We start from the raw sequence: 18,338 nt of genomic DNA, 5'->3' as shown, positions 1-18,338 counted from the left end.
GGCAACAGTCGCCTCACGCGTTAGTCGAGGGCGCATCGGCGAGAGCGGCAGCACGCTCCTCGATCGCCGTGACACCTTTGGGCGTCAGCTCGAACAGGTCTCCGTCCTTCATGACGTAGCCTTCGATGATGAGTTCCTCGATCTCGCCATGGCGGTCGTCCGCGAACGCGATGGACTGGCTGATGTCCTTGAGGATCGCGAGTTGTTCATCGCGCAGCATGGTGGCATCTCCGTCTCAAAGCGCGATGAGGTCCGGATGAATGGTCGTCGCGCTTTAGGTTATTGTTTGCGCATGATCTTTCCGGAAAGCCGCTTCACACTTTGCGCTAACGCGGCCCTTCGGGTCCGGATCATGCTCGAGGGCGCCGCAAGCGCCTCACATGCCGTGGCTCTCGAACACCTTGCGGCAGGAACGCGACAGCCTGGCGCGGTTGGCCTGGAGGCAGGACTGGACCGCGCCGTCATTGCCGAGATCCTTGCGGCACAGGCGTTCGGCGTCGCGCGAGCAGGCCTGCTGCTCCCCCGGGGTTCCGGCATGGCCTTGTGCGAGCGCGGGCAGGCTTGCGAGACCGAATGCGGTGAGCGTGATCGTCGCCAGGAAAAGGGTCATCCAACGCATGGCCAAATCCAATCTCGTGAAAGGGCACACATGATCCGTTCACAGAACCCGGCTGGCTGCCACTTGTTCCCCGGCCGTCCCATCCGGCTATCCAAGCTTCTCGAGGCGCTGCTATAACGGGCGGGACTTAAGGTGAGGGGTGCTTGATGAAACGCTATCTGGTTTTTGCGCTGGTGGGTCCGTTTGTCGGTGGATTCCTGCTGCTGCTGACGACGACCTACCAGTCCGGCTATTGGACCCAGACCAACTGGGGCGAGGTCGGCAAGCTGTTCGTGGTGTTCTTCAAGACCCTGCAATACAGCTATCTGTTCGGCTTCCTGCCGTCGTTGATGATCGGTGCGGTCGACGACATCCTGTTTCACGTCAAGCGGATCGGGCCCGTGCTGCGCATGCTGCTGGTCGGCCTGTTCGCGTTCATCCTCGCCGCCATCACCTATGGCTCGCGCGGGGCTGACACCGGCGCGGTGCAATGGGTTCTCTACGGCCTCGTCGGTTTCGTGCCGAGCGTGATTTCGTCCTGGCTCGTGCATAAGTATGTCGAAGAGCCGCAACCGGCTCCGGCGCCGACCTGAAAGCAGGGGCGGCGTTTGGGCGCGGTGCAGCAACCGAAGCGAGCCATGCGCGTTTGCCTCAAGCGATGACGCTCAACCAATGACGATGTCTGACGACGATATTCTTGCAACGCGCCGTCCCCGTTCGGGGAGGACCTCGCGCGCGGCCTTCTCGGGTGATGAGGCGCGTGGGCCGATCATCGATCAGGACGGCCGCGAGATCCGCCCCGAGACGCTTGGAGAGGGTTTTCGCGAATTCGGTTTCGAGTTCGGTAGCGCCAATCCCTTCGGCAAGCTGACGCGCGAGCAGCGGCTGGCGCGGTTCGAGGCGATCGCAAAGCTGCTTGATGTCGCCTTCATCATGCCCGGCACCAATATCCGCTACGGCATCGACGGTCTGATCGGCCTGATTCCCGTCATCGGCGACATCATCACCACGGCGATCTCGCTGTGGCTGGTGCGAGAGGCCCGCGCGCTGGGCGCGCCCTGGTACATTACGGCGCGGATGCTCGGCAATGTCGCGGTCGACGGCGTGGTCGGCATGGTGCCATTCGCGGGCGATGCGTTCGACGTCATGTTCCGCGCCAACATGCGTAACGTCCGCCTGTTGCGCCGCTGGCTGGACAAGCAGCCGCGTTAAACGCGAAAAGCGCGGTAACCTTTCGGCTACCGCGCTCATTGCGCATCGGAGGATGAAAAAAGCTTACGCCGCGTCGGCGTCGGTGTTCGCGGCCGGCTTGCGGCGGCGCGGCAGCGGGAACGACTCGCTCTCATAGAGAGAGCGGATGCCGTTCTGGTCGAAGCGAGCTTCCTCGACCTGCAGGTAGGCGCCGTTCAGCGAGTCCGTCGGCAATTCCTCGATCGCGAAGCGCACGGCTTCAGCCGCGGTGCCAAACCGCCGATAGGTGAAGCCCGCACGCTTCTTCTTGCGGATCGCGGCGGGGAAAAGCTCGGCGGAGGTGTTGAAGTTGAACGGACGCAGTGGACGCATGGTCAAAGACCTCGTGATCTTCTTCGGTTTCGGCGTGTGGGGTTTGTGAGCGAGGGCCGCAACCAGGCAGCCATGTCCTTTTCGCCCTCTAATATAAGCCGATTTGACGGAAATGCGACCCCTGCGAACGGAGATCGTGAATCCGCGCATGGCAGCCCCGCGAAGGAAATAAGTCTATTTAATTCAATACCTTATGTGGTTTACAGCTTGCCAAGAAGCAGCAGCACGATCAGCACCACCAGAACCACGCCGCCAATCCCCATGCCGGAATGGCCCATGCCATAGCCATAGCCACCAAACCGGCCGGACATGCCGCCCAGCAGGTAAATGATCACGAGAATGATCAGAATGGTTCCGAGGGTCATGGCGTCCTCCCTGGCGGTCCTCCGGAATGCATCCTCCGGCCGCACCGTCAGAAGAGAAAAGCACAGCCGGCCGCCGGGTTCCACGCTGGAACCCGGCTCTTGCCATTATCTGGGCTTGAGCTTCAGCGCCGCCGAGTTGATGCAGTAGCGCAGGCCCGTCGGCGCCGGGCCGTCGGGGAAGACATGGCCGAGATGGCCGCTGCATTTGGAGCACAGCACCTCGGTGCGGATCATGCCGTGGCTTTGGTCCGTCTCCTCGTCGATATGGCTCTCGGCCGCGGCTTGCGTGAAGCTTGGCCAGCCGCAGCCGGAATCGAACTTGGCATCGGACTCAAACAACACGTTGCCGCAGCCGGCGCAGACGTAAGTGCCAGCGCGGTGGTCGTGCTCGTATTCGCCCGAGAAGGGACGCTCGGTCGCTTTTTCGCGGAGTACCGCATACTGCATCGGCGTGAGCTCGCGCCGCCACTGCTCCTCGCTCTTGATGACCTTGGTTTCGTTCGTGGGTGTCTTGGTGTCGGGCATGGATCTCCCGTTTAGCTGGTGATTTTGCAATCAGTTGGTGACCTTGCTGGCGCTGACCAGCGTCGGCTTCTCGATATAGTTATCCCCGAACAGCTTTTTCAGGTTTTCGACCTTCGGGATGTCGTTGTAGGCGATGTAGGGCTGGTTTGGGTGCAGCGTCAGATAGTCCTGGTGATAGCCCTCCGCCGGGTAGAATGCTTCCAGCGCGCCGATCTTGGTCACGATCGGCTTGCCGAAGACCTTGGCCGCATTGAGCTGCGCGACATAGGCGTCCGCGATCTTCTTCTGCTCGTCGGAGGTGGTGAAGATCGCCGAGCGATATTGCGTGCCGGTGTCGGGACCCTGGCGATTGAGCTGGGTCGGATCGTGCACGACCGAGAAGAAGATCTGGAGGATCTTGCCGTAGGAGATCTTCTTCGGATCGTATTTGATCTCGACCGACTCCGCGTGCCCCGTCGTGCCCGACGAGACGGTGTGATAGTCGGCCGTCGCCTTGGTGCCGCCGGCATAGCCGGAGACCGCGTTGACGACGCCGGCAGTGTGCTGGAACACGCCCTGCACGCCCCAGAAGCATCCGCCGGCAACAACCGCGGTCTGGATACCGCTTGCGGCCGCAGCGTCAACAGTGGGGGCGGGGATCACCACGGCATCTTCCGCAGCCCGTGAGGGCGCGGCGAAGGCCAGCGTCAGCGCGGCGGTGACGGCGAGGACGGGAAGAGAGTGGAAGGTGGGGCGGCTCATGGCGGATCCTCGTTCGGTCGGTGCGACAGTCTAGGGTGGTTGGGGCCGGGCGAACAGCCCGCCAGGTCCCGCATCCGGGCCTTCCCAAAATACGGGCGGACGGGCCGGATGTTACGCTCTGCCTGACACGAGCCCGTGAAGAAGGCATGCTAGCGTCGCCGGAACGGGGAAAATCCGGCCGCCATGAACCCCTCCCTTGAAGTACCGACATAGAATCAGTGGCGCTGGAGCTTGTTCGACGAAAATGCTGCGCTTTGTTTCCCTAATCCTTCTCGTCCTGCTGTCATCTGCTCCAGCCGTTCTGGCCGACCCCCAGCTTGGCGATGATCTCGAGACTTGCCGCGAGCGCAAGCTCGACTTGCAGGCGCGGTTCGCGGCCTGCGAAAACCTGCTCAGCTCGGATCGCGTGGCTGGGAAGGACAAGTCAGTTGCGCTGACCGTGCGGGGCTTCTCACTGCTGAACAAGCGCGACTTCGACCATGCCCTCGAAGCGTTCGCCGCGGCGCGCGAGGCCGATCCCGACAACATGGTCGCGCTCGACGGCCAGGCCCAGGCCCACCAGCGCAAGGGCCAGGACGACCTGGCGATGGCCGACTACAATCTCGCCCTCCAGAAGCGCCCCAACTACGGCGGCGCCTATAATGACCGCGGCACGCTGTACTTGCGCAAGGGCGCGCTCCAGAGCGCGCTCGACGATTTCAACCTCGCGATCAAATACACGCCCAGTCTGCTGGTCGGTCACACCAACCGCGCGCGGACGCGGACCTTCTTGAAGAATTATGACGGCGCGCTCGCCGACTTTGCCGATGCGCAGAAGATCGATCCGAATGCGCTGCAGATTCCCAACCATCGCTGCGTGACCTTTGCCGCGATGCGGCGCTTTGACGAGGCGCTCGCCGATTGCAACAGCATTTTGGAGAAGCAGCCGAAGAGCCAGTATGCGCTCGCCAATCGCGCCGATGCCTACGTCGCCAAGGGCGACCTCGACTCCGCGCTGAAGGATTACAACGCCATCCTCGAGATGAATCCGAACAACGTCCGCGCCCATGCCGGCCGCGGCCAGGTGTTCGAGCGCAAGCAGGATCTCGCGCAGGCGCGCGCCGACTACCGCGCTGCCGCCTTCGCGCTCACCCCGTTCGACGAGATCGACGTCGCGCTGGCGCGCACCGGCGCGCGGAGCCGCCTGGCCGTGCTCGAACCCAGGACGCCTTCGACGCGCTCGACGCTGCGCCGGGTGGCGCTGGTGATCGGCAACGGCGCCTACCGCAACGTTCATGCGCTCTCCAATCCGCCGCGCGACGCCAAGCTGATCGCCAGCGCGCTACGCGACGTCGGCTTCCAGACCGTCACGATTTCGACTGATCTTTCCCGGGACCAGTTCTTCGAGACGCTGCGCAGCTTCGCGGCGGATGCGGAGAAGGCGGATTGGGCCGTGGTCTACTATGCCGGCCATGGCTTCGAGATCGGCGGCGTCAACTATCTCGTGCCGGTCGATGCAAGACTCGCGGTCGACAAGGACGCGGAGACGGAAGCCGTGGCGCTGGAGCAGGTGATCGCGGCAGTCGGTGGCGCGCACAAGCTGCGGCTCGTGATCCTTGACGCCTGTCGCGACAATCCCTTCGCGCCGACCATGCAGCACACGCTGGCGCTCAAGTTGGTCGACAAGGGATTTTCCAACATCGAGCCTTCCCTTGGCTTCATGGTGGTCTACGCCGCCAAGCATGGCGAGACCGCGATGGACGGCGATGGCAATGACAGCCCGTTCGCGCTCGCGCTCGCCCGCGACGTGCGGCAGCCGAATGTCGAGGTCCGCAAGCTGTTCGACATCGTCCGCGACGACGTCTGGCTCCAGACCAAGCACGTGCAGCAACCCTTCACCTATGGCTCCCCGCCGGGCAGCGAGGATTTTTACTTCGTGGCGGGGAAGTGATGGGAGCGCAGATTTCGTAGGGTGGGCAAAGCGAAGCGTGCCCACCATCTCTCCGCGAAATTGGATAGATGGTGGGCACGGCGCTTCGCCCTTTGCCCACCCTTGGATCACACCACCACGCTCAGTCTCTTCGCCGCCCTGGTGATCCCCGTGTACAGCCACCTCGCGCGGCTGTCCTGGAACGCGAAGCTCTCGTCGAACAGCACGACGTCGTCCCATTGCGAGCCCTGCGACTTGTGCACGGTCAGCACGTAGCCGTAGTCGAACTCGTCATAGGGCTTGCGCTGCTCCCAGGCGATCTGCTCGACCCCGCCCTCGAAGCAGTCGGCGCGAACCGAGACCTTCGTCACCTTGTGACCGAAGTCCTCGTCTGGCGACAGCCGCATGCTGAGGATGCGCGACTTCGAGCGCGAGGTGTTGCGCGATTTCACACGCCACAGGCCGCCGTTGAACAGGCCCTTCTTGCGGTTGTTGCGCAGGCACACAAGCTTGTCGCCCGCGACCGGAAACTGGTCCTCGATATTCTGGCGCTGGCGCACGCGCATGTTGTAGGCGCGGCGGGTGTTGTTGCGGCCGACCAGGACCTGGTCGGCGCTCATGACGCGGTCAGGATCGAGCTCCTTGCGCGAGACGACCTCGCTCTCGCCATAGCGGCCGATTTCGAGCTCGCGGCCCTCGCGGATGTCCATCGACATCCGCACGATCGGATCGTCCTGCGCCTGGCGATGTACCTCGGTCAGCATCGCGTCGGGCTCGGTATTGGTGAAGAAGCCGCCGCCCTGGATCGGCGGCAACTGTGCGGGATCCCCGAGCACCAGCAAGGGACAATCGAACGACATCAGGTCGCGGCCCAATTCGGCATCGACCATCGAGCATTCGTCGATCACGATCAGCTTCGCCTTCGAGGCCGGCGCATCGTCCCACAGCTCGAAGCTCGGCTGCTCCTCGCCGGATTCTCGGGCGCGGTAGATCAGCGAGTGGATGGTGGAGGCGTTGTCGCAACCCTTGTTGCGCATGACGAGCGCCGCCTTGCCGGTGAAGGCGGCAAACTTGACCTCGCCGTCGACACCGTCCGCGATGTGCCGCGCCAGCGTGGTCTTGCCGGTTCCGGCAAAGCCGAACAGGCGGAAGATCGGCGGCGTGCCGTTGCGGCCGGGCTTTGCCTTGAGCCAGTCGGCAACGGCGTTGAGGGCGGCGTCCTGATGCGGGGTAAATGTCGGCATTTTCGTATTGAGTGAGGGCGAAAATGATCGATTCGCCGTCCCCAAAACTAACCATTCCCCCCGCCGGTTCAAGCGGCAGCGCATGATCCGGAAAAGTGCGCAGCGGTTTTCCCTCGCGACAAACGCGGAACGCGTTTGCGCGGAGATCATGCTCAAACAACAACTAAAGCGCGATGACATCGCGCTTTGCCCTATTGCCAGCCGGGAACGCCGCGCATGTCGGGCAGGTGGTGGGCGATGCCCTTGTGGCAGTCGATGCAGGTCTTCTCGCCCGTGAACAGGAAGCGCTGATGCGCGACGGAAGCCCGCGGCGACTGCTTGGTGATGTCCATGGAATCGGCGCTGTGGCAGTTGCGGCATTCCAGGGAGTCATTGGCCTTGAAGCGCGCCCATTCATGCGCCGCGAGCTCGAGCCGGTGGTCGAGGAATTTCTCGCGGGTGTCGATCGTGCCGAAAATCTTGCCCCAGACTTCCTTGGAGGCCTGCATCTTGCGCGCGATCTTGTCGGTCCAGTTGTGCGGGACGTGGCAGTCCGGGCAGGTGGCGCGCACGCCGGAGCGGTTGCTGAAGTGAATGGTCGATTTCAGCTCGGCGTAGACGTTGTCCTTCATCTCGTGGCAGCCCGTGCAGAATTTTTCGGTGTTGGTCAGCTCCAGCGCGGTGTTGAAGCCGCCCCAGAAGATGACGCCGGCCACGAAGCCCGCGAGCACCAGCGTTCCCAACGCGAACACCGTGCTCGGCCGCGTCAGCGTGCCCCACAGCTCGAGCGCGAAATCCCAGCTTCGGGCGAGAAAGCCGCGTTTGGCCTTCGGATCTGTATTGGGGTCTACATTGGGGTCGTCGGTGGTCGTCGTCATCTGCGGCCACCCGGGCTTGAACGCGAGAGCAGCGTGTCGATGTCAGTGAAGTCGTTGCTTACAGGCGGCGTGGCGCTGTTCTGTGGAACGTGGCATTCCGTGCAGAAGAAGCGCCGAGGCGAGATCGAGGCCAGGAACTGACCGTCACGGTCCATGAAGTGCGTGATCGAGACCATCGGTGCCTGTGATTCCGCCGTGCGCGAGCGCGCATGGCAGGACAGGCACTTGTTGCTGTTGAGGTCGATCTGGTAGCCGTCGATCGAATGCGGGATCACCGGCGGCTGCTCCGGATAGTTGCGTGCCTCCCTCTCGGAGGTGTTGCGGTTCGGCAGCATCGGCGGCGCCGGCCCTTCGTCGTTGAGCGGGGTCGGCCCGCGCAGGCCCGAGGTCACCGTCTGCGCGGTCAGCGAGCTCGCGCCCGCGGCAATGGCGAGCGCCAGAAGGACGATACCGGATCGTTTCATCATGGTCACACCCGCTCGATGCGCACGGCGCATTTCTTGAAGTCGGTTTGCAGCGAGATCGGGTCGGTGGCGTCCAGCGTCACCTTGTTGATCAGCTTGGACTCGTCGAACCAGGGTACGAACACCAGCCCGCGCGGCGGCCGGTCGCGGCCACGCGTCTCGACGCGGGCGCGGATGTAACCGCGGCGGGACACGACCTTCACTTCGTCGCCGCGGCGCAGCTTTGCGTCCTGCGCGTCGTCGGGATGCATGAAGCAGACAGCCTCCGGGAAGGCCTTGTAGAGCTCGGGCACGCGGCGCGTCATGGTGCCGGAATGCCAGTGCTCCAATACGCGGCCGGTCGAGAGCCAGTACGGATAGTCATTGTCCGGCGACTCCGCCGCCGGCTCGAAAGGCAGCGCGAAGATGCGCGCCTTGCCGTCGGGGTAGCCGTAGAACTGCACGTCCGTGCCCTGCTTCACATAGGGATCGCTGCCCTCGCGGAAACGCCATTTGGTCTCCTGGCCGTTGACGACGGGCCAGCGCAGGCCGCGCTCGCGGTGATAGCTTTCGAACGGCGCAAGGTCGTGACCATGGCCGCGGCCGAAGGCGGCATACTCCTCGAACAACCCCTTCTGCACGTAGAAGCCGAACGCCTTGGACTCGTCGTTGGCGTAGCCCTCCTCGATCTCCGAGGTCGGGAATTTGTCGACTTGCCCGTTCTTGTACAGCACGTCGAACAGCGTCTTGCCGCGATATTCCTGCTTCTTGGCGATCAGCTCCTCGGGCCAGACCTCCTCGATCTTGAAGCGTTTGGAGAATTCCATGAGCTGCCAGAGATCGGATTTGGATTCGCCGGGAGCCGAGACGAGCTGGTGCCAGAACTGCGTGCGCCGCTCGGCGTTGCCGTAGGCGCCTTCCTTCTCAACCCACATCGCCGTCGGCAGGATGAGGTCGGCCGCGAGCGCCGTCACGGTCGGGTAGGCATCCGAGACCACGATGAAATTGTCGGGGTTGCGGAAGCCCGGATAGGTTTCCTCATTGATGTTGGGTCCCGCTTGCAGGTTGTTGTTGACCTGCACCCAGTAGGCGTTGAGCAGGCCGTCTTTCAGCATCCGGCTCTGCAGCACGGCGTGATAGCCGGGCTTGTCGGGGATGGTACCCTCGGGCAGGAGCCAGATGTGCTCTGTCTTGTCGCGATGCTCCTTGTTGGTCACGACCATGTCGGCCGGCAGGCGATGCGAGAAGGTGCCGACCTCGCGTGCGGTGCCGCAGGCTGATGGCTGGCCAGTCAGCGAGAACGGGCTGTTGCCGGGCGAGGCGATCTTTCCGGTCAAGAGGTGAATGTTGTAGACGAGATTGTTGGCCCAGACGCCGCGGGTGTGCTGGTTGAAGCCCATGGTCCAGAACGAGACCACTTTGGTCTTGGGATCGGCGTAGAGCTCGGCGAGCGCCTCGAGCCGATTGAGTGGCACGCCGGACATCTTTGCGGCTTTCTCCAGCGTGTAGTCCGACACGAATTTTGCGAACTCCTCGTAGCTCATGTCGGTGGAGTCGTTGGCCTTCGCCGCGCCGGTGGCCTTCTTCTGAAGGGGATGATCGGGCCGCAGGCCATAGCCAATGTCGGTCTGCCCGCGCCTGAAGATGGTATGCGCAGTGACGAAATCCTTGTTGACGCGACCGGTCTTGATGATGTGGTTGGCGATCGCGTTGAGGATGTAGAGATCGGTCTGCGGCACGAACACCATGCCGATATCGGCAAGGTCGAACGAGCGGTGCTCGAAGGTCGAGAGCACGGCGACGCGGACATGTGGTGCGGAGAGGCGGCGGTCGGTCAGCCGCGTCCACAGGATCGGGTGCATTTCCGCCATGTTGGAGCCCCACAGCACGAAGGCGTCGGTGGCCTCGATGTCGTCATAGCAACCGGCCGGCTCGTCGATGCCGAAGGTGCGCATCATGCCGGCAACCGCCGAAGCCATGCAGTGGCGCGCATTGGGATCGATGTTGTTGCTTCGGAAGCCGGCCTTGTAGAGTTTCGAGGCCGCGTAGCCTTCCCAGATCGTCCACTGCCCGGAGCCGAACATGCCGACGCCGCTGGGCCCGCGCTTCTTCAGCGCGTCCTTCCACTTCTCGGCCATGATGTCGAAGGCTTCGTCCCACGACACGGGCGTGAACTCGCCGTCCTTGTCGTATTTGCCGTTCGTCTTGCGCAGCATCGGCTGCGTCAGGCGATCATGGCCGTACATGATCTTGGAGAGGAAGTAGCCCTTGACGCAGTTGAGGCCGCGATTGACCTCGGCCTTGATGTCGCCGTGGGTGGCGACCACGCGGTTGTCCTTGGTCGCGACCATGACGGAGCAGCCGGTGCCGCAGAAGCGGCAGGCGGCCTTGTCCCATTTCAATTCGCTGCCGTCACGCTCGGTGACGAGGTTTGCGGCGAGCGCCGGCGCCGGCATGCCCGCGGCGGCCGCTGCGATCGCGGCGGCCTCCAGCTTCAGCATCTGGCGGCGGTCGATCTTCGGTGAGGTCATAACGGTTCTCCCGGCGTCAAGGACGCGGTCTCAGGCAGTTTCGATGGCGTGAAAGACGAGCGCCGCCGAATAGACGTGCGGCATGGACTGGATGTCGTTGAGCATGGCGCCGAGCCTGCCGGCATCCGGGGCTTCGACAACGACGACGAGCTTGCCGCGCGTATCGCGGCCATGGATTTCGCAACCGGGCAACGCGGCGATCGCAGCCTCGACGTCGGCGAGACGCTCCGGCCGCGCCTGCACCAGAATGCTTGCGATCTCGCCTCCAGGCGGCGGGATGATGCGTTCGGCGCTGAGCACCCTGCCGGTGATCAATGCGCGGCGATTGAGTGTGGCTTGGGCCATGATCTCGGTCTTTCGCTGCGGGGGTTCAATGTGGGGGAGGCGGGCCGGGAGGGCCTGCGAACATCTGGTAGATCCACACGGCGAGCCCGTAGCTGCCGACCGTTCCGACCGCGAGGGCGGGCATCACAACCGCGGTCAGGAACAGGAACGCAAAGATCTCCATGCGCTTGCGGCGCACGCGCCCAGTCGTGTCGTCAGGGGCCGACATATTCGGTCTCTCTGAAATTTAGGAATTGGACGGCTTCCGGGCCGTTACCTCGACGAACCATAGGTATCGGGCGGCAGATCACCTTGATCTGAATCAACGGTTCGCGTCTGCGGGCACTTGGCCGCACGGCCGCGACGGGAAGCTATCGGCTACTTTGCATGGGGTTGTTTTCGATATTTTTGTCCTCTGGGCCGCCATGGACAGTCCGGTCCCGCTCAATAAAATGCTCGCAATAAAAACAATCTCGGGAGAGGCGTCATGAAGTTCGGCATCTTCTATGAGCTGCAATTGCCGCGTCCGTGGGTGGCGGGCGACGAGCTCCGGCTCTACCAGAATGCCCTGACGCAGATGGAACTCGCCGATCGCCTCGGCTACGACCACGCCTGGGTGGTCGAGCATCACTTCCTCGAAGAATACTCCCACTCGCCGTCGCCGGAATCCTTCCTCGCCGCCGCGAGCCAGCGCACCCAGAATATCCGGCTCGGCCACGGCATCCTCCAGCTCACCACCAACCATCCCGCGCGCGTCGCCGAGCGCGTCGCGGTGCTTGATCTCCTCAGTAATGGCCGCTGCGAGTTCGGCATGGGCGAAAGCGCCTCCATCACCGAGCTCGAGCCGTTCGGTCGCGACATGGAGACCAAGAAGGAGATCTTCGAGGAGGCGGTGCGCGCGATCTTCCCGATGTTCAAGGATGGTGGCTGCGAGCATCACGGCAAGTATTTCGACATGCCCCTGCGCAACGTCGTGCCGAAGCCGGTGCAGAAACCGCACCCGCCGCTGTGGATGGCCTGCTCGCAGCTTCCGACCATCGAGCGCGCCGGCCGTCACGGCTTTGGCGCGCTCGGCTTCCAGTTCGTCAGCGCGGATGCCGCGCACGCCTGGGTGCATGCCTATTACAACGCGATGACCAAGCGGCTGCACAAATTGGCAGACTACGAGATCAACCCGAACATGGCGCTGGTGTCGTTCTTCATGTGCGCGAAGACCGACGAAGAGGCGCGTGCGCGGGCCGATGGCGCCACCTTCTTCCAGTTCGCGCTGCGCTTCTACGGCGCCTCGCAAAACCGCCAGCGGCCGGCGCCCGGCACGGTCGACATGTGGGACGAGTACAACAGATGGAAGCGCGATAATCCGGAAGCGCAGGAGGCCGCGCTGCGCGGCGGCCTGATCGGCTCGCCCGAAACGATCCGGAAAAAGCTGCGGCGCTTCCGCACCTCCCGTATCGACCAGGTGATCCTGCTCAATCAGGCTGGCAAGAACAGCCATGAGCACATCTGCGAATCGCTGGACCTCTTCGCGCGTGAGGTGATGCCGGAGTTCCAGAATGATCCGGAGCAGGAGGCCTGGAAGAAGGGCGTAATGAGCGGCGAGATCGAGCTCGAGGAGATCGACACGCAGGCCTTCACTGACCGCTACGGCAAGCTCGCGATCAACGTCGCGCCGGCGACGGCGGTGGCGGCGGGGTAGGGTGCTCAACGTTTTGTGGCCTAGGCTCCGGCTCAGCAGCGCACCGTTTTACGCTGCGCTGCGTCCGGGGCACGAGACTGTCCAACAACACGCTTCCTCTCTTGTCCCGGACGCGCTGCAGCGTGCAACGCTGCTGCGCAGAGCCGGGACCCATGTGGCATTGGAACGGCTGGCTTCCGGTACGGAGCCCTTATATCCTCCGAGAGAGGCAAACAAGAATCCCGAGGAAACAAGCTTGAGCACCGCGCCGCGCATCGACATCGACCCTGCCTCGTTCTGGCAGGATCCCTATCCGATGCTTGCGAAAATGCGCAAGGAGGCGCCGATCGCCTTCGTGCCGCAGCTCGGCTCGACGCTGCTCGTGAGTCGCGACGACATCTCGATCTCCGAGAAGCAGATCGACGTGTTCTCCTCGCACCAGCCCGAGGGGCTCATGAACAGGCTGATGGGCCACAACATGATGCGCAAGGACGGCGAGGCGCACCAGGTCGAGCGCCGCGCGCTGTTTCCGGCGGTCTCGCCGAAAACGGTGAAGGCGCACTGGACCGCGCAGTTCCAGGCTCACGCCGATCGCATCGTCGGTGGCCTCGAGCCGGGCACGCGGATCGATTTCATGCGTGAGTTCGCGCTGCCGTTCTCCGGCGAATGCCTGAAATCGATCACCGGCCTCACCAATATCGACTTTGTCGAGATGGACGCCTGGTCGCAGGCGATGATCGATGGCATTGCAAATTATGCCGGCGATCCCGCCGTGGAAGCACGCTGCCATGCGGCGACCGCCGGCATCGACGCGGCGATCGACGACATGCTGCCGGTCATGCAGAAAAATCCGGACCAGAGCTTGTTGGGCGTGATGGTCGCGTCCGGCATGCCGATGCAGAGCGTGCGCGCCAACGTCAAGCTGGCGATCTCCGGTGGCCAGAACGAGCCGCGCAAGGCCATCGCCGGCACCGTCTGGGCGCTTCTCACCCATCGCGACCAGTTCGACCTCGTCCGGCGCGGCGAAGTGTCCTGGCTCCAGGCCTTTGAGGAATATGCCCGCTGGATTTCGCCGATCGGCATGTCGCCGCGCCGAATTGCAAAGCCGTGGACCATCCGCGACGTCTCGTTCGAGGCCAATGAGCGCGTGTTCCTGATGTTCGGCTCGGCCAACCGCGACGAGAAGCATTTTGAGCACGCCGATCAGTTCGACGTGCGGCGCGACACATCGAAGAGCGTCGCCTTCGGCGCCGGCCCGCATTTCTGCGCCGGCGCCTGGGCTTCGCGCGCCATGATTGCGGATGTCGCACTGCCGACGGTGTTTGCGCGTGTCAGGCGACTCGAGATCGCCGATGACGAGCCGGTTCGGATCGGCGGCTGGGCGTTCCGCGGTCTTCTGAATCTGCCGGTGCGCTGGAACTAGCGCGTGAGACTGCCTCAGGAAGCGGCAGCCTCACATTCGCGTGCAGAAAAATTCCATCCTCATTCGCTTCGCCGTTTGAAAGATTAATCATGCGCATTGCCAAGGCAGCAGTGCGCGCATCGCTATTTTCTCGGCCTTCTCGACAGCTTTCGCGGCCCGCACCATCATTCTCCAAACATGGATGAATGACGGCCGCAGGCGGCCGGGAGCTTGGTATGCAGCGTCGGGACTTTCTCAAATTATCGGTTGGAACGGTGACCGCCGCTGCGTTCGCCTCACGCGCCAGCGCGCAAGGCGCGGTGAAGGAAATTCGTATCGGCTACCAGAAGACCGGCGTGCTGGTTATCACGCGCCAGCGGGCGACCTTGGAAAAACATTTCGCTCCGCAAGGCATCGACGTGAAATGGGTGGAATTCTCCTCGGGGCCGCCGATGATGGAGGCGATGAATGTCGGCAGCGTCGATTACGGCGCCGTCGGCGATTCCCCGCCGGTGTTCGCGCAGGCGGCCGGAGCGGCAATCGTCTATGCCGCCGGCCAGCCCATCACCAACGGCCAGGGCATTCTGGTGCCGAAGGATTCGTCGATCCGCTCCATCGCTGACTTGAAGGGGAAGCGCGTTGGCTTCACCAAGGGCTCCAGCGCCCACAACGTCGTTGTGCAGACGCTGGAGAAGGCCGGCCTGACCTACGCCGACATCACACCGGTTTATCTGACGCCGCCGGATGCCGGTCCCGCCTTTGCCAATGGCAGCATCGAGGCCTGGGCAATCTGGGATCCTTATTTTGCGATCGGCGAGACCAAGCAGAACGGCCGCATCCTGATCAATGCGCGCGAGGTCACTAAGACCAACTCGTTCTACATCGCCAACCGCGAGTTCGCGAAGAACCACGGTCCGATCCTGCAACAGATCGTCGACGTGACGACCGCCACCGGTCAATGGGCCGAACAGCACCGCGACGAGGTCGCTAGGTCGCTGGCCGCGATCACCGGCGTCCCGCTGGACATCCAGGCCGTCGCGGCCGACCGCGCGAATTTCGTGATCGGCCCCGTCACCGACGATATCGTCGCGACCCAGCAGGGTGTCGCCGATCGCTTCTACAAGCTCGGCCTGATCCCGAAGCCCATCGTGATCAGGGACATCGTCTGGCGCAACACGGCAGCCTGACGTGCCGACCAGCCTTCCCATTTCTAAAGGTTCGAACATGAGGCGTATCGTTCAACGTGTGATCGCGGCCATCGTCCTGTCGCTCGGCATCGTGGCGGCTGCTGTCGGGACATCCTACGGCCAGGACAAGGTCGTTCGCATCGGCTACCAGAAATACGGCAAGCTGGTGCTCCTGAAGAGCAAAGGCACGCTGGAGCCGAAGCTCGCGGCGGAAGGCTACAAAGTGGTGTGGACGGAATTCCCGTCCGGCCCGCCGCTGCTCGAAGCGCTCAATGTCGGCGCGATCGATTTCGGCAACACCGGCGAAGCCCCGCCGATCTTCGCGCAGGCCGCCGGTGCGCCGATCCAGTATGTCGCCTATGAGCCGCCGGCGCCCAAAGGCGAGGCGATCCTGGTGCCGAAGGATAGTCCGCTGAAATCGGTCGCCGATCTCAAGGGCAAGAAGGTCGCGCTCAACAAGGGCTCCAACGTCCACTATCTCCTGGTCAAGGCGCTGGAGAAGGCCGGTGTCAAATATTCCGAGATCGAGCCGGTGTTCCTGGCACCCGCTGATGCCCGCGCCGCCTTCGAGCGCGGTTCGGTCGATGCCTGGGTGATCTGGGATCCGTTCCAGTCGGCCGCCGAAGCCGCGACCGGTGCGCGGACGCTCGCCGACGGCACCAACATCGTGGCGAACTATCAGTTCTATTTCTCCTCGAAGAAGTTCATCGAGGCCAATCCAAAGATCGTCGACGCCGTGCTCGATGAGCTGCGCGCGGTCGATGACTGGGCCAAGGGCGACATTCACGCGGTCGCCGAGCAATTGGCGCCGTCGATTGGATTGTCGGTGCCGGTGGTCGAGGTCGCGCTCAAGCGCCAGTCCTACGGCATCAAGCCGATCACCGACTCTGTGATCGCCGATCAGCAGCAGGTTGCGGACGCGTTTTTCGCGCTCAACCTGATCCCCAAAGCAATCAAGATTTCCGACGTGGCGCGGAGGCCAGGAACGTGAGCAAGGTCAAGAGCAAGCAAGGTAACGCCAACATACTCTGGTTCCTGCCGACCCACGGTGACGGCCGCTATCTCGGCACCGGCATCGGCGGCCGCGAGGTGAATTTCAACTACCTGCGCCAGATCGCACAGGCGGCTGACCAGCTCGGCTACTACGGCGTGCTGCTGCCGACGGGACGATCTTGCGAGGATTCCTGGATTGTGGCCTCGGCGGTTGCCCCGTTCACCGAGCGGCTGCGCTATCTCGTGGCTGTCAGGCCGGGTCTGCAATCGCCGAGCGTTGCCGCGCGCATGACCGCGACGCTCGACCGCGTCACCAACGGCCGGCTCCTGGTCAACGTCGTCACCGGCGGCGATCCCGTCGAGAACAAGGGCGATGGCATCTTTCTCGCCCATGACGAGCGCTATGAGGTCACCCGCGAGTTCCTCAACGTCTATAGTGACCTGCTTGCCGGCAAGACCGTAAATGTCGAGGGCAAGCACATCCACATCGAGGATGGCAAGCTGCTGTTCCACCCGGTTCAGTCGCCCCATCCGCCGCTTTATTTCGGCGGCTCGTCGGATGCCGGCATCGATGTCGCCGTCGACGCCGTCGACAAATACCTCACCTGGGGCGAGCCGCCGGCGCAGGTCGCAGAGAAGATCGCCAAGGTGAGGGAGGTTGCGGCGCTACGCGGGCGAAAACTTTCCTTCGGCATCCGTTTGCATGTCATCGTCCGCGAGACCAATGAAGAGGCCTGGCAGGCTGCCAACGAGCTGATCAAGCATGTCAGCGACGAGACCATTGCGCTGGCGCAGAAGAACTTTGCGCGCATGGATTCGGTCGGCCAGCAGCGCATGGCGCAGCTGCATGGCGGCAGGCGCGACAAGCTCGAGATCAGCCCGAACCTCTGGGCCGGTGTAGGTCTCGTGCGCGGCGGCGCTGGAACGGCTCTGGTCGGTGACGCCCAGACCGTGGCGGCCCGCATCAAGGAATACCAGGATCTCGGCATCGATACCTTCATCCTGTCGGGTTATCCGCATCTGGAGGAAGCCTATCGCTTCGCCGAGCTGGTGTTCCCGCTGCTCTCGCTCGAGCTGCCGAGCAACGTGACGAAGCTTCACTTCAATGGCGGTCCGTTCGGCGAGACCGTCGGCAGCGATTTCCGCCCGCAGAAGCAGGTGTCGCAGTCATGAGCCTTATCGACAGTATTTCCCTTCCGCGCAGCGTCCGCCTGCCGCGCGCCGACGGCCTGATCCAGTGGATCGTGCCGCTCGCCATCATCGTCGTCTGGCAGATCGCCTGCGTTGCCGGTCTCGTGCCGACACGGGTGCTGCCGGCACCGAGCGATGTTGCGCTCGCGGGCTGGAAGCTGCTGCTCTCCGGCGAGCTCGTGCGCAACATCTGGGTCAGCTTCTGGCGGGCCTCGATCGGCTTTCTGATCGGTGGCAGCATCGGCTTTGCCTTTGGTTTGGCCAACGGTCTTTCGCAGCTTTCGGCAAAGCTGACCGACACGACGCTTCAGATGGTACGCAACGTGCCACATCTGGCGCTGATCCCGCTCGTCATCCTGTGGTTCGGCATCGACGAGAGCGCAAAGCTGTTCCTGGTGGCGCTCGGCGTGTTCTTCCCGATTTACCTCAACACGCTGCATGGCATTCGCACCGTCGATCCGCAGCTCATCGAAATGGGCCGTATCTACGGCATGAGCGACGGCGAGCTGTTCCGCCGCGTGATCTTTCCGGGCGCTCTGCCCTCGATCTTCGTCGGCATCCGCTTCGCGCTCGGCATCATGTGGCTGACGCTGATCGTCGCCGAGACCATCGCGGCGTCCTCCGGCCTCGGCTACATGGCGATGCAGGCGCGCGAGTTCATGCTGATCGACGTCGTCGTGCTGTCGATCCTGATCTACGCGTTGCTCGGCAAGCTCGCCGACAGCGCCTCGCGCGTTCTCGAGCGCCTGACGCTCGCCTGGCACCCCGCCTTCCAGAAACATTGAGACCG

Annotated in this window: 21 protein-coding genes; 9 read left to right on the top strand and 12 right to left on the bottom strand. The window is 63.4% G+C overall.

Annotation, left to right across the window (positions count from 1 at the left end; all coding sequences use genetic code 11):
- Positions 1-13: 13 nt before the first annotated feature.
- Both SO140_RS28020 and SO140_RS28015 read right to left on the bottom strand, forming a co-directional pair.
- Complete coding sequence (locus SO140_RS28020) at positions 14-220, bottom strand: hypothetical protein (protein WP_449377922.1); 207 nt, start codon at positions 218-220, stop codon at positions 14-16.
- Between the two features lie 156 nt (positions 221-376).
- A complete protein-coding gene (locus SO140_RS28015; protein ID WP_449377923.1) occupies positions 377-619 on the bottom strand; it encodes a hypothetical protein in 243 nt (80 codons plus the stop codon).
- 146 nt (positions 620-765) lie between these two features.
- Here SO140_RS28015 and SO140_RS28010 point away from each other — a divergent pair, with 146 nt between their 5' ends.
- Positions 766-1,191 carry a DUF5413 family protein gene (locus tag SO140_RS28010; protein ID WP_449377924.1) on the top strand — a complete coding sequence of 142 codons (426 nt, stop codon included), beginning with the start codon at positions 766-768 and terminating at the stop codon, positions 1,189-1,191.
- Positions 1,192-1,270: 79 nt separating this feature from the next.
- Positions 1,271-1,810: a DUF4112 domain-containing protein gene (locus tag SO140_RS28005; RefSeq protein WP_474798372.1), complete on the top strand. Its 540-nt coding sequence runs from the start codon at positions 1,271-1,273 to the stop codon at positions 1,808-1,810.
- A 63-nt stretch (positions 1,811-1,873) separates the two neighbouring features.
- On the opposite strand, the gene SO140_RS28000 is transcribed toward SO140_RS28005, so the two are convergent.
- The 4 genes from SO140_RS28000 to msrA all read right to left on the bottom strand — a co-directional run bounded on the left by SO140_RS28000 (position 1,874) and on the right by msrA (position 3,792).
- A complete protein-coding gene (locus SO140_RS28000) occupies positions 1,874-2,161 on the bottom strand; it encodes a hypothetical protein (RefSeq protein WP_449377926.1) in 288 nt (95 codons plus the stop codon).
- A gap of 200 nt (positions 2,162-2,361) precedes the next feature.
- Complete coding sequence (locus SO140_RS27995) at positions 2,362-2,526, bottom strand: DUF3309 family protein (protein WP_080586674.1); 165 nt, start codon at positions 2,524-2,526, stop codon at positions 2,362-2,364.
- 105 nt (positions 2,527-2,631) lie between these two features.
- Complete coding sequence (gene msrB / locus SO140_RS27990; protein WP_449377927.1) at positions 2,632-3,051, bottom strand: peptide-methionine (R)-S-oxide reductase MsrB; 420 nt, start codon at positions 3,049-3,051, stop codon at positions 2,632-2,634.
- Between the two features lie 30 nt (positions 3,052-3,081).
- Positions 3,082-3,792 (bottom strand): peptide-methionine (S)-S-oxide reductase MsrA, encoded by a 711-nt coding sequence (msrA, locus tag SO140_RS27985; protein ID WP_449377928.1) that lies wholly within the window; start codon positions 3,790-3,792, stop codon positions 3,082-3,084.
- A gap of 244 nt (positions 3,793-4,036) precedes the next feature.
- On the opposite strand from msrA, the gene SO140_RS27980 reads away from it, so the two are divergent.
- Positions 4,037-5,722 carry a caspase family protein gene (locus tag SO140_RS27980; RefSeq protein ID WP_474798375.1) on the top strand — a complete coding sequence of 562 codons (1,686 nt, stop codon included), beginning with the start codon at positions 4,037-4,039 and terminating at the stop codon, positions 5,720-5,722.
- Positions 5,723-5,829: 107 nt separating this feature from the next.
- Here the strand turns inward: SO140_RS27980 and SO140_RS27975 are convergent, their stop codons facing one another.
- From SO140_RS27975 to napE, 6 genes are all read right to left on the bottom strand, one after another.
- Positions 5,830-6,945: an ATP-dependent DNA helicase gene (locus tag SO140_RS27975; RefSeq protein WP_449377930.1), complete on the bottom strand. Its 1,116-nt coding sequence runs from the start codon at positions 6,943-6,945 to the stop codon at positions 5,830-5,832.
- 191 nt (positions 6,946-7,136) lie between these two features.
- Positions 7,137-7,802, bottom strand: a complete 666-nt coding sequence (locus SO140_RS27970) for a NapC/NirT family cytochrome c (protein WP_474798378.1) — start codon at positions 7,800-7,802, stop codon at positions 7,137-7,139.
- On the bottom strand, positions 7,799-8,269 hold the full coding sequence (locus SO140_RS27965) for a nitrate reductase cytochrome c-type subunit (RefSeq protein WP_449377932.1): 471 nt from the start codon (positions 8,267-8,269) through the stop codon (positions 7,799-7,801). The genes SO140_RS27970 and SO140_RS27965 overlap by 4 nt, the downstream gene beginning before the upstream one ends.
- A 2-nt stretch (positions 8,270-8,271) precedes the next feature.
- Entirely contained in the window at positions 8,272-10,776 is a 2,505-nt protein-coding gene (gene napA, locus SO140_RS27960) for a nitrate reductase catalytic subunit NapA (protein WP_474798380.1), read from the bottom strand.
- Between the two features lie 30 nt (positions 10,777-10,806).
- The gene (locus SO140_RS27955) at positions 10,807-11,121 is read right to left on the bottom strand and encodes a chaperone NapD (protein ID WP_474798382.1); all 315 of its coding nucleotides are present in this window, start codon (positions 11,119-11,121) and stop codon (positions 10,807-10,809) included.
- A gap of 25 nt (positions 11,122-11,146) precedes the next feature.
- The gene (gene napE / locus SO140_RS27950; RefSeq protein WP_027523184.1) at positions 11,147-11,329 is read right to left on the bottom strand and encodes a periplasmic nitrate reductase, NapE protein; all 183 of its coding nucleotides are present in this window, start codon (positions 11,327-11,329) and stop codon (positions 11,147-11,149) included.
- A gap of 258 nt (positions 11,330-11,587) precedes the next feature.
- Between napE and SO140_RS27945 the strand changes: the two genes are divergently transcribed.
- The 6 genes from SO140_RS27945 to SO140_RS27920 all read left to right on the top strand — a co-directional run bounded on the left by SO140_RS27945 (position 11,588) and on the right by SO140_RS27920 (position 18,333).
- Complete coding sequence (locus SO140_RS27945; RefSeq protein ID WP_474798384.1) at positions 11,588-12,796, top strand: LLM class flavin-dependent oxidoreductase; 1,209 nt, start codon at positions 11,588-11,590, stop codon at positions 12,794-12,796.
- A gap of 235 nt (positions 12,797-13,031) precedes the next feature.
- Complete coding sequence (locus SO140_RS27940; RefSeq protein ID WP_449377936.1) at positions 13,032-14,198, top strand: cytochrome P450; 1,167 nt, start codon at positions 13,032-13,034, stop codon at positions 14,196-14,198.
- 215 nt (positions 14,199-14,413) lie between these two features.
- Positions 14,414-15,364, top strand: coding sequence for a sulfonate ABC transporter substrate-binding protein (locus SO140_RS27935; protein ID WP_498543465.1), 951 nt, complete (start codon positions 14,414-14,416; stop codon positions 15,362-15,364).
- 37 nt (positions 15,365-15,401) lie between these two features.
- Positions 15,402-16,355, top strand: coding sequence for a sulfonate ABC transporter substrate-binding protein (locus SO140_RS27930; RefSeq protein WP_449377938.1), 954 nt, complete (start codon positions 15,402-15,404; stop codon positions 16,353-16,355).
- Complete coding sequence (gene ssuD, locus SO140_RS27925; RefSeq protein WP_474798388.1) at positions 16,352-17,530, top strand: FMNH2-dependent alkanesulfonate monooxygenase; 1,179 nt, start codon at positions 16,352-16,354, stop codon at positions 17,528-17,530. Before SO140_RS27930 ends, ssuD begins: the two co-directional genes overlap by 4 nt.
- Complete coding sequence (locus tag SO140_RS27920) at positions 17,527-18,333, top strand: ABC transporter permease subunit (protein ID WP_449377940.1); 807 nt, start codon at positions 17,527-17,529, stop codon at positions 18,331-18,333. Before ssuD ends, SO140_RS27920 begins: the two co-directional genes overlap by 4 nt.
- The last annotated feature ends 5 nt before the right edge of the window (positions 18,334-18,338 follow it).

Source organism: Bradyrhizobium sp. UFLA05-108 (assembly GCF_059803455.1).
This window is presented reverse-complemented; position numbering and strand designations above follow the sequence as displayed.

Coding starts and splice junctions, on each gene's coding strand:
- SO140_RS27935 (WP_498543465.1), top strand. CDS start 14,414: ATGCAGCGTCGGGACTTTCTCAAATTATCGGTTGGAACGGTGACCGCC.
- SO140_RS28020 (WP_449377922.1), bottom strand. CDS start 220: ATGCTGCGCGATGAACAACTCGCGATCCTCAAGGACATCAGCCAGTCC.
- SO140_RS27945 (WP_474798384.1), top strand. CDS start 11,588: ATGAAGTTCGGCATCTTCTATGAGCTGCAATTGCCGCGTCCGTGGGTG.
- SO140_RS27930 (WP_449377938.1), top strand. CDS start 15,402: ATGAGGCGTATCGTTCAACGTGTGATCGCGGCCATCGTCCTGTCGCTC.
- napE (WP_027523184.1), bottom strand. CDS start 11,329: ATGTCGGCCCCTGACGACACGACTGGGCGCGTGCGCCGCAAGCGCATG.
- msrB (WP_449377927.1), bottom strand. CDS start 3,051: ATGCCCGACACCAAGACACCCACGAACGAAACCAAGGTCATCAAGAGC.
- SO140_RS28005 (WP_474798372.1), top strand. CDS start 1,271: ATGACGATGTCTGACGACGATATTCTTGCAACGCGCCGTCCCCGTTCG.
- SO140_RS27980 (WP_474798375.1), top strand. CDS start 4,037: ATGCTGCGCTTTGTTTCCCTAATCCTTCTCGTCCTGCTGTCATCTGCT.
- SO140_RS28000 (WP_449377926.1), bottom strand. CDS start 2,161: ATGCGTCCACTGCGTCCGTTCAACTTCAACACCTCCGCCGAGCTTTTC.
- SO140_RS27965 (WP_449377932.1), bottom strand. CDS start 8,269: ATGATGAAACGATCCGGTATCGTCCTTCTGGCGCTCGCCATTGCCGCG.
- SO140_RS28010 (WP_449377924.1), top strand. CDS start 766: ATGAAACGCTATCTGGTTTTTGCGCTGGTGGGTCCGTTTGTCGGTGGA.
- SO140_RS27975 (WP_449377930.1), bottom strand. CDS start 6,945: ATGCCGACATTTACCCCGCATCAGGACGCCGCCCTCAACGCCGTTGCC.
- SO140_RS27995 (WP_080586674.1), bottom strand. CDS start 2,526: ATGACCCTCGGAACCATTCTGATCATTCTCGTGATCATTTACCTGCTG.
- msrA (WP_449377928.1), bottom strand. CDS start 3,792: ATGAGCCGCCCCACCTTCCACTCTCTTCCCGTCCTCGCCGTCACCGCC.
- SO140_RS27955 (WP_474798382.1), bottom strand. CDS start 11,121: ATGGCCCAAGCCACACTCAATCGCCGCGCATTGATCACCGGCAGGGTG.
- napA (WP_474798380.1), bottom strand. CDS start 10,776: ATGACCTCACCGAAGATCGACCGCCGCCAGATGCTGAAGCTGGAGGCC.
- SO140_RS27970 (WP_474798378.1), bottom strand. CDS start 7,802: ATGACGACGACCACCGACGACCCCAATGTAGACCCCAATACAGATCCG.
- SO140_RS27920 (WP_449377940.1), top strand. CDS start 17,527: ATGAGCCTTATCGACAGTATTTCCCTTCCGCGCAGCGTCCGCCTGCCG.
- SO140_RS28015 (WP_449377923.1), bottom strand. CDS start 619: ATGCGTTGGATGACCCTTTTCCTGGCGACGATCACGCTCACCGCATTC.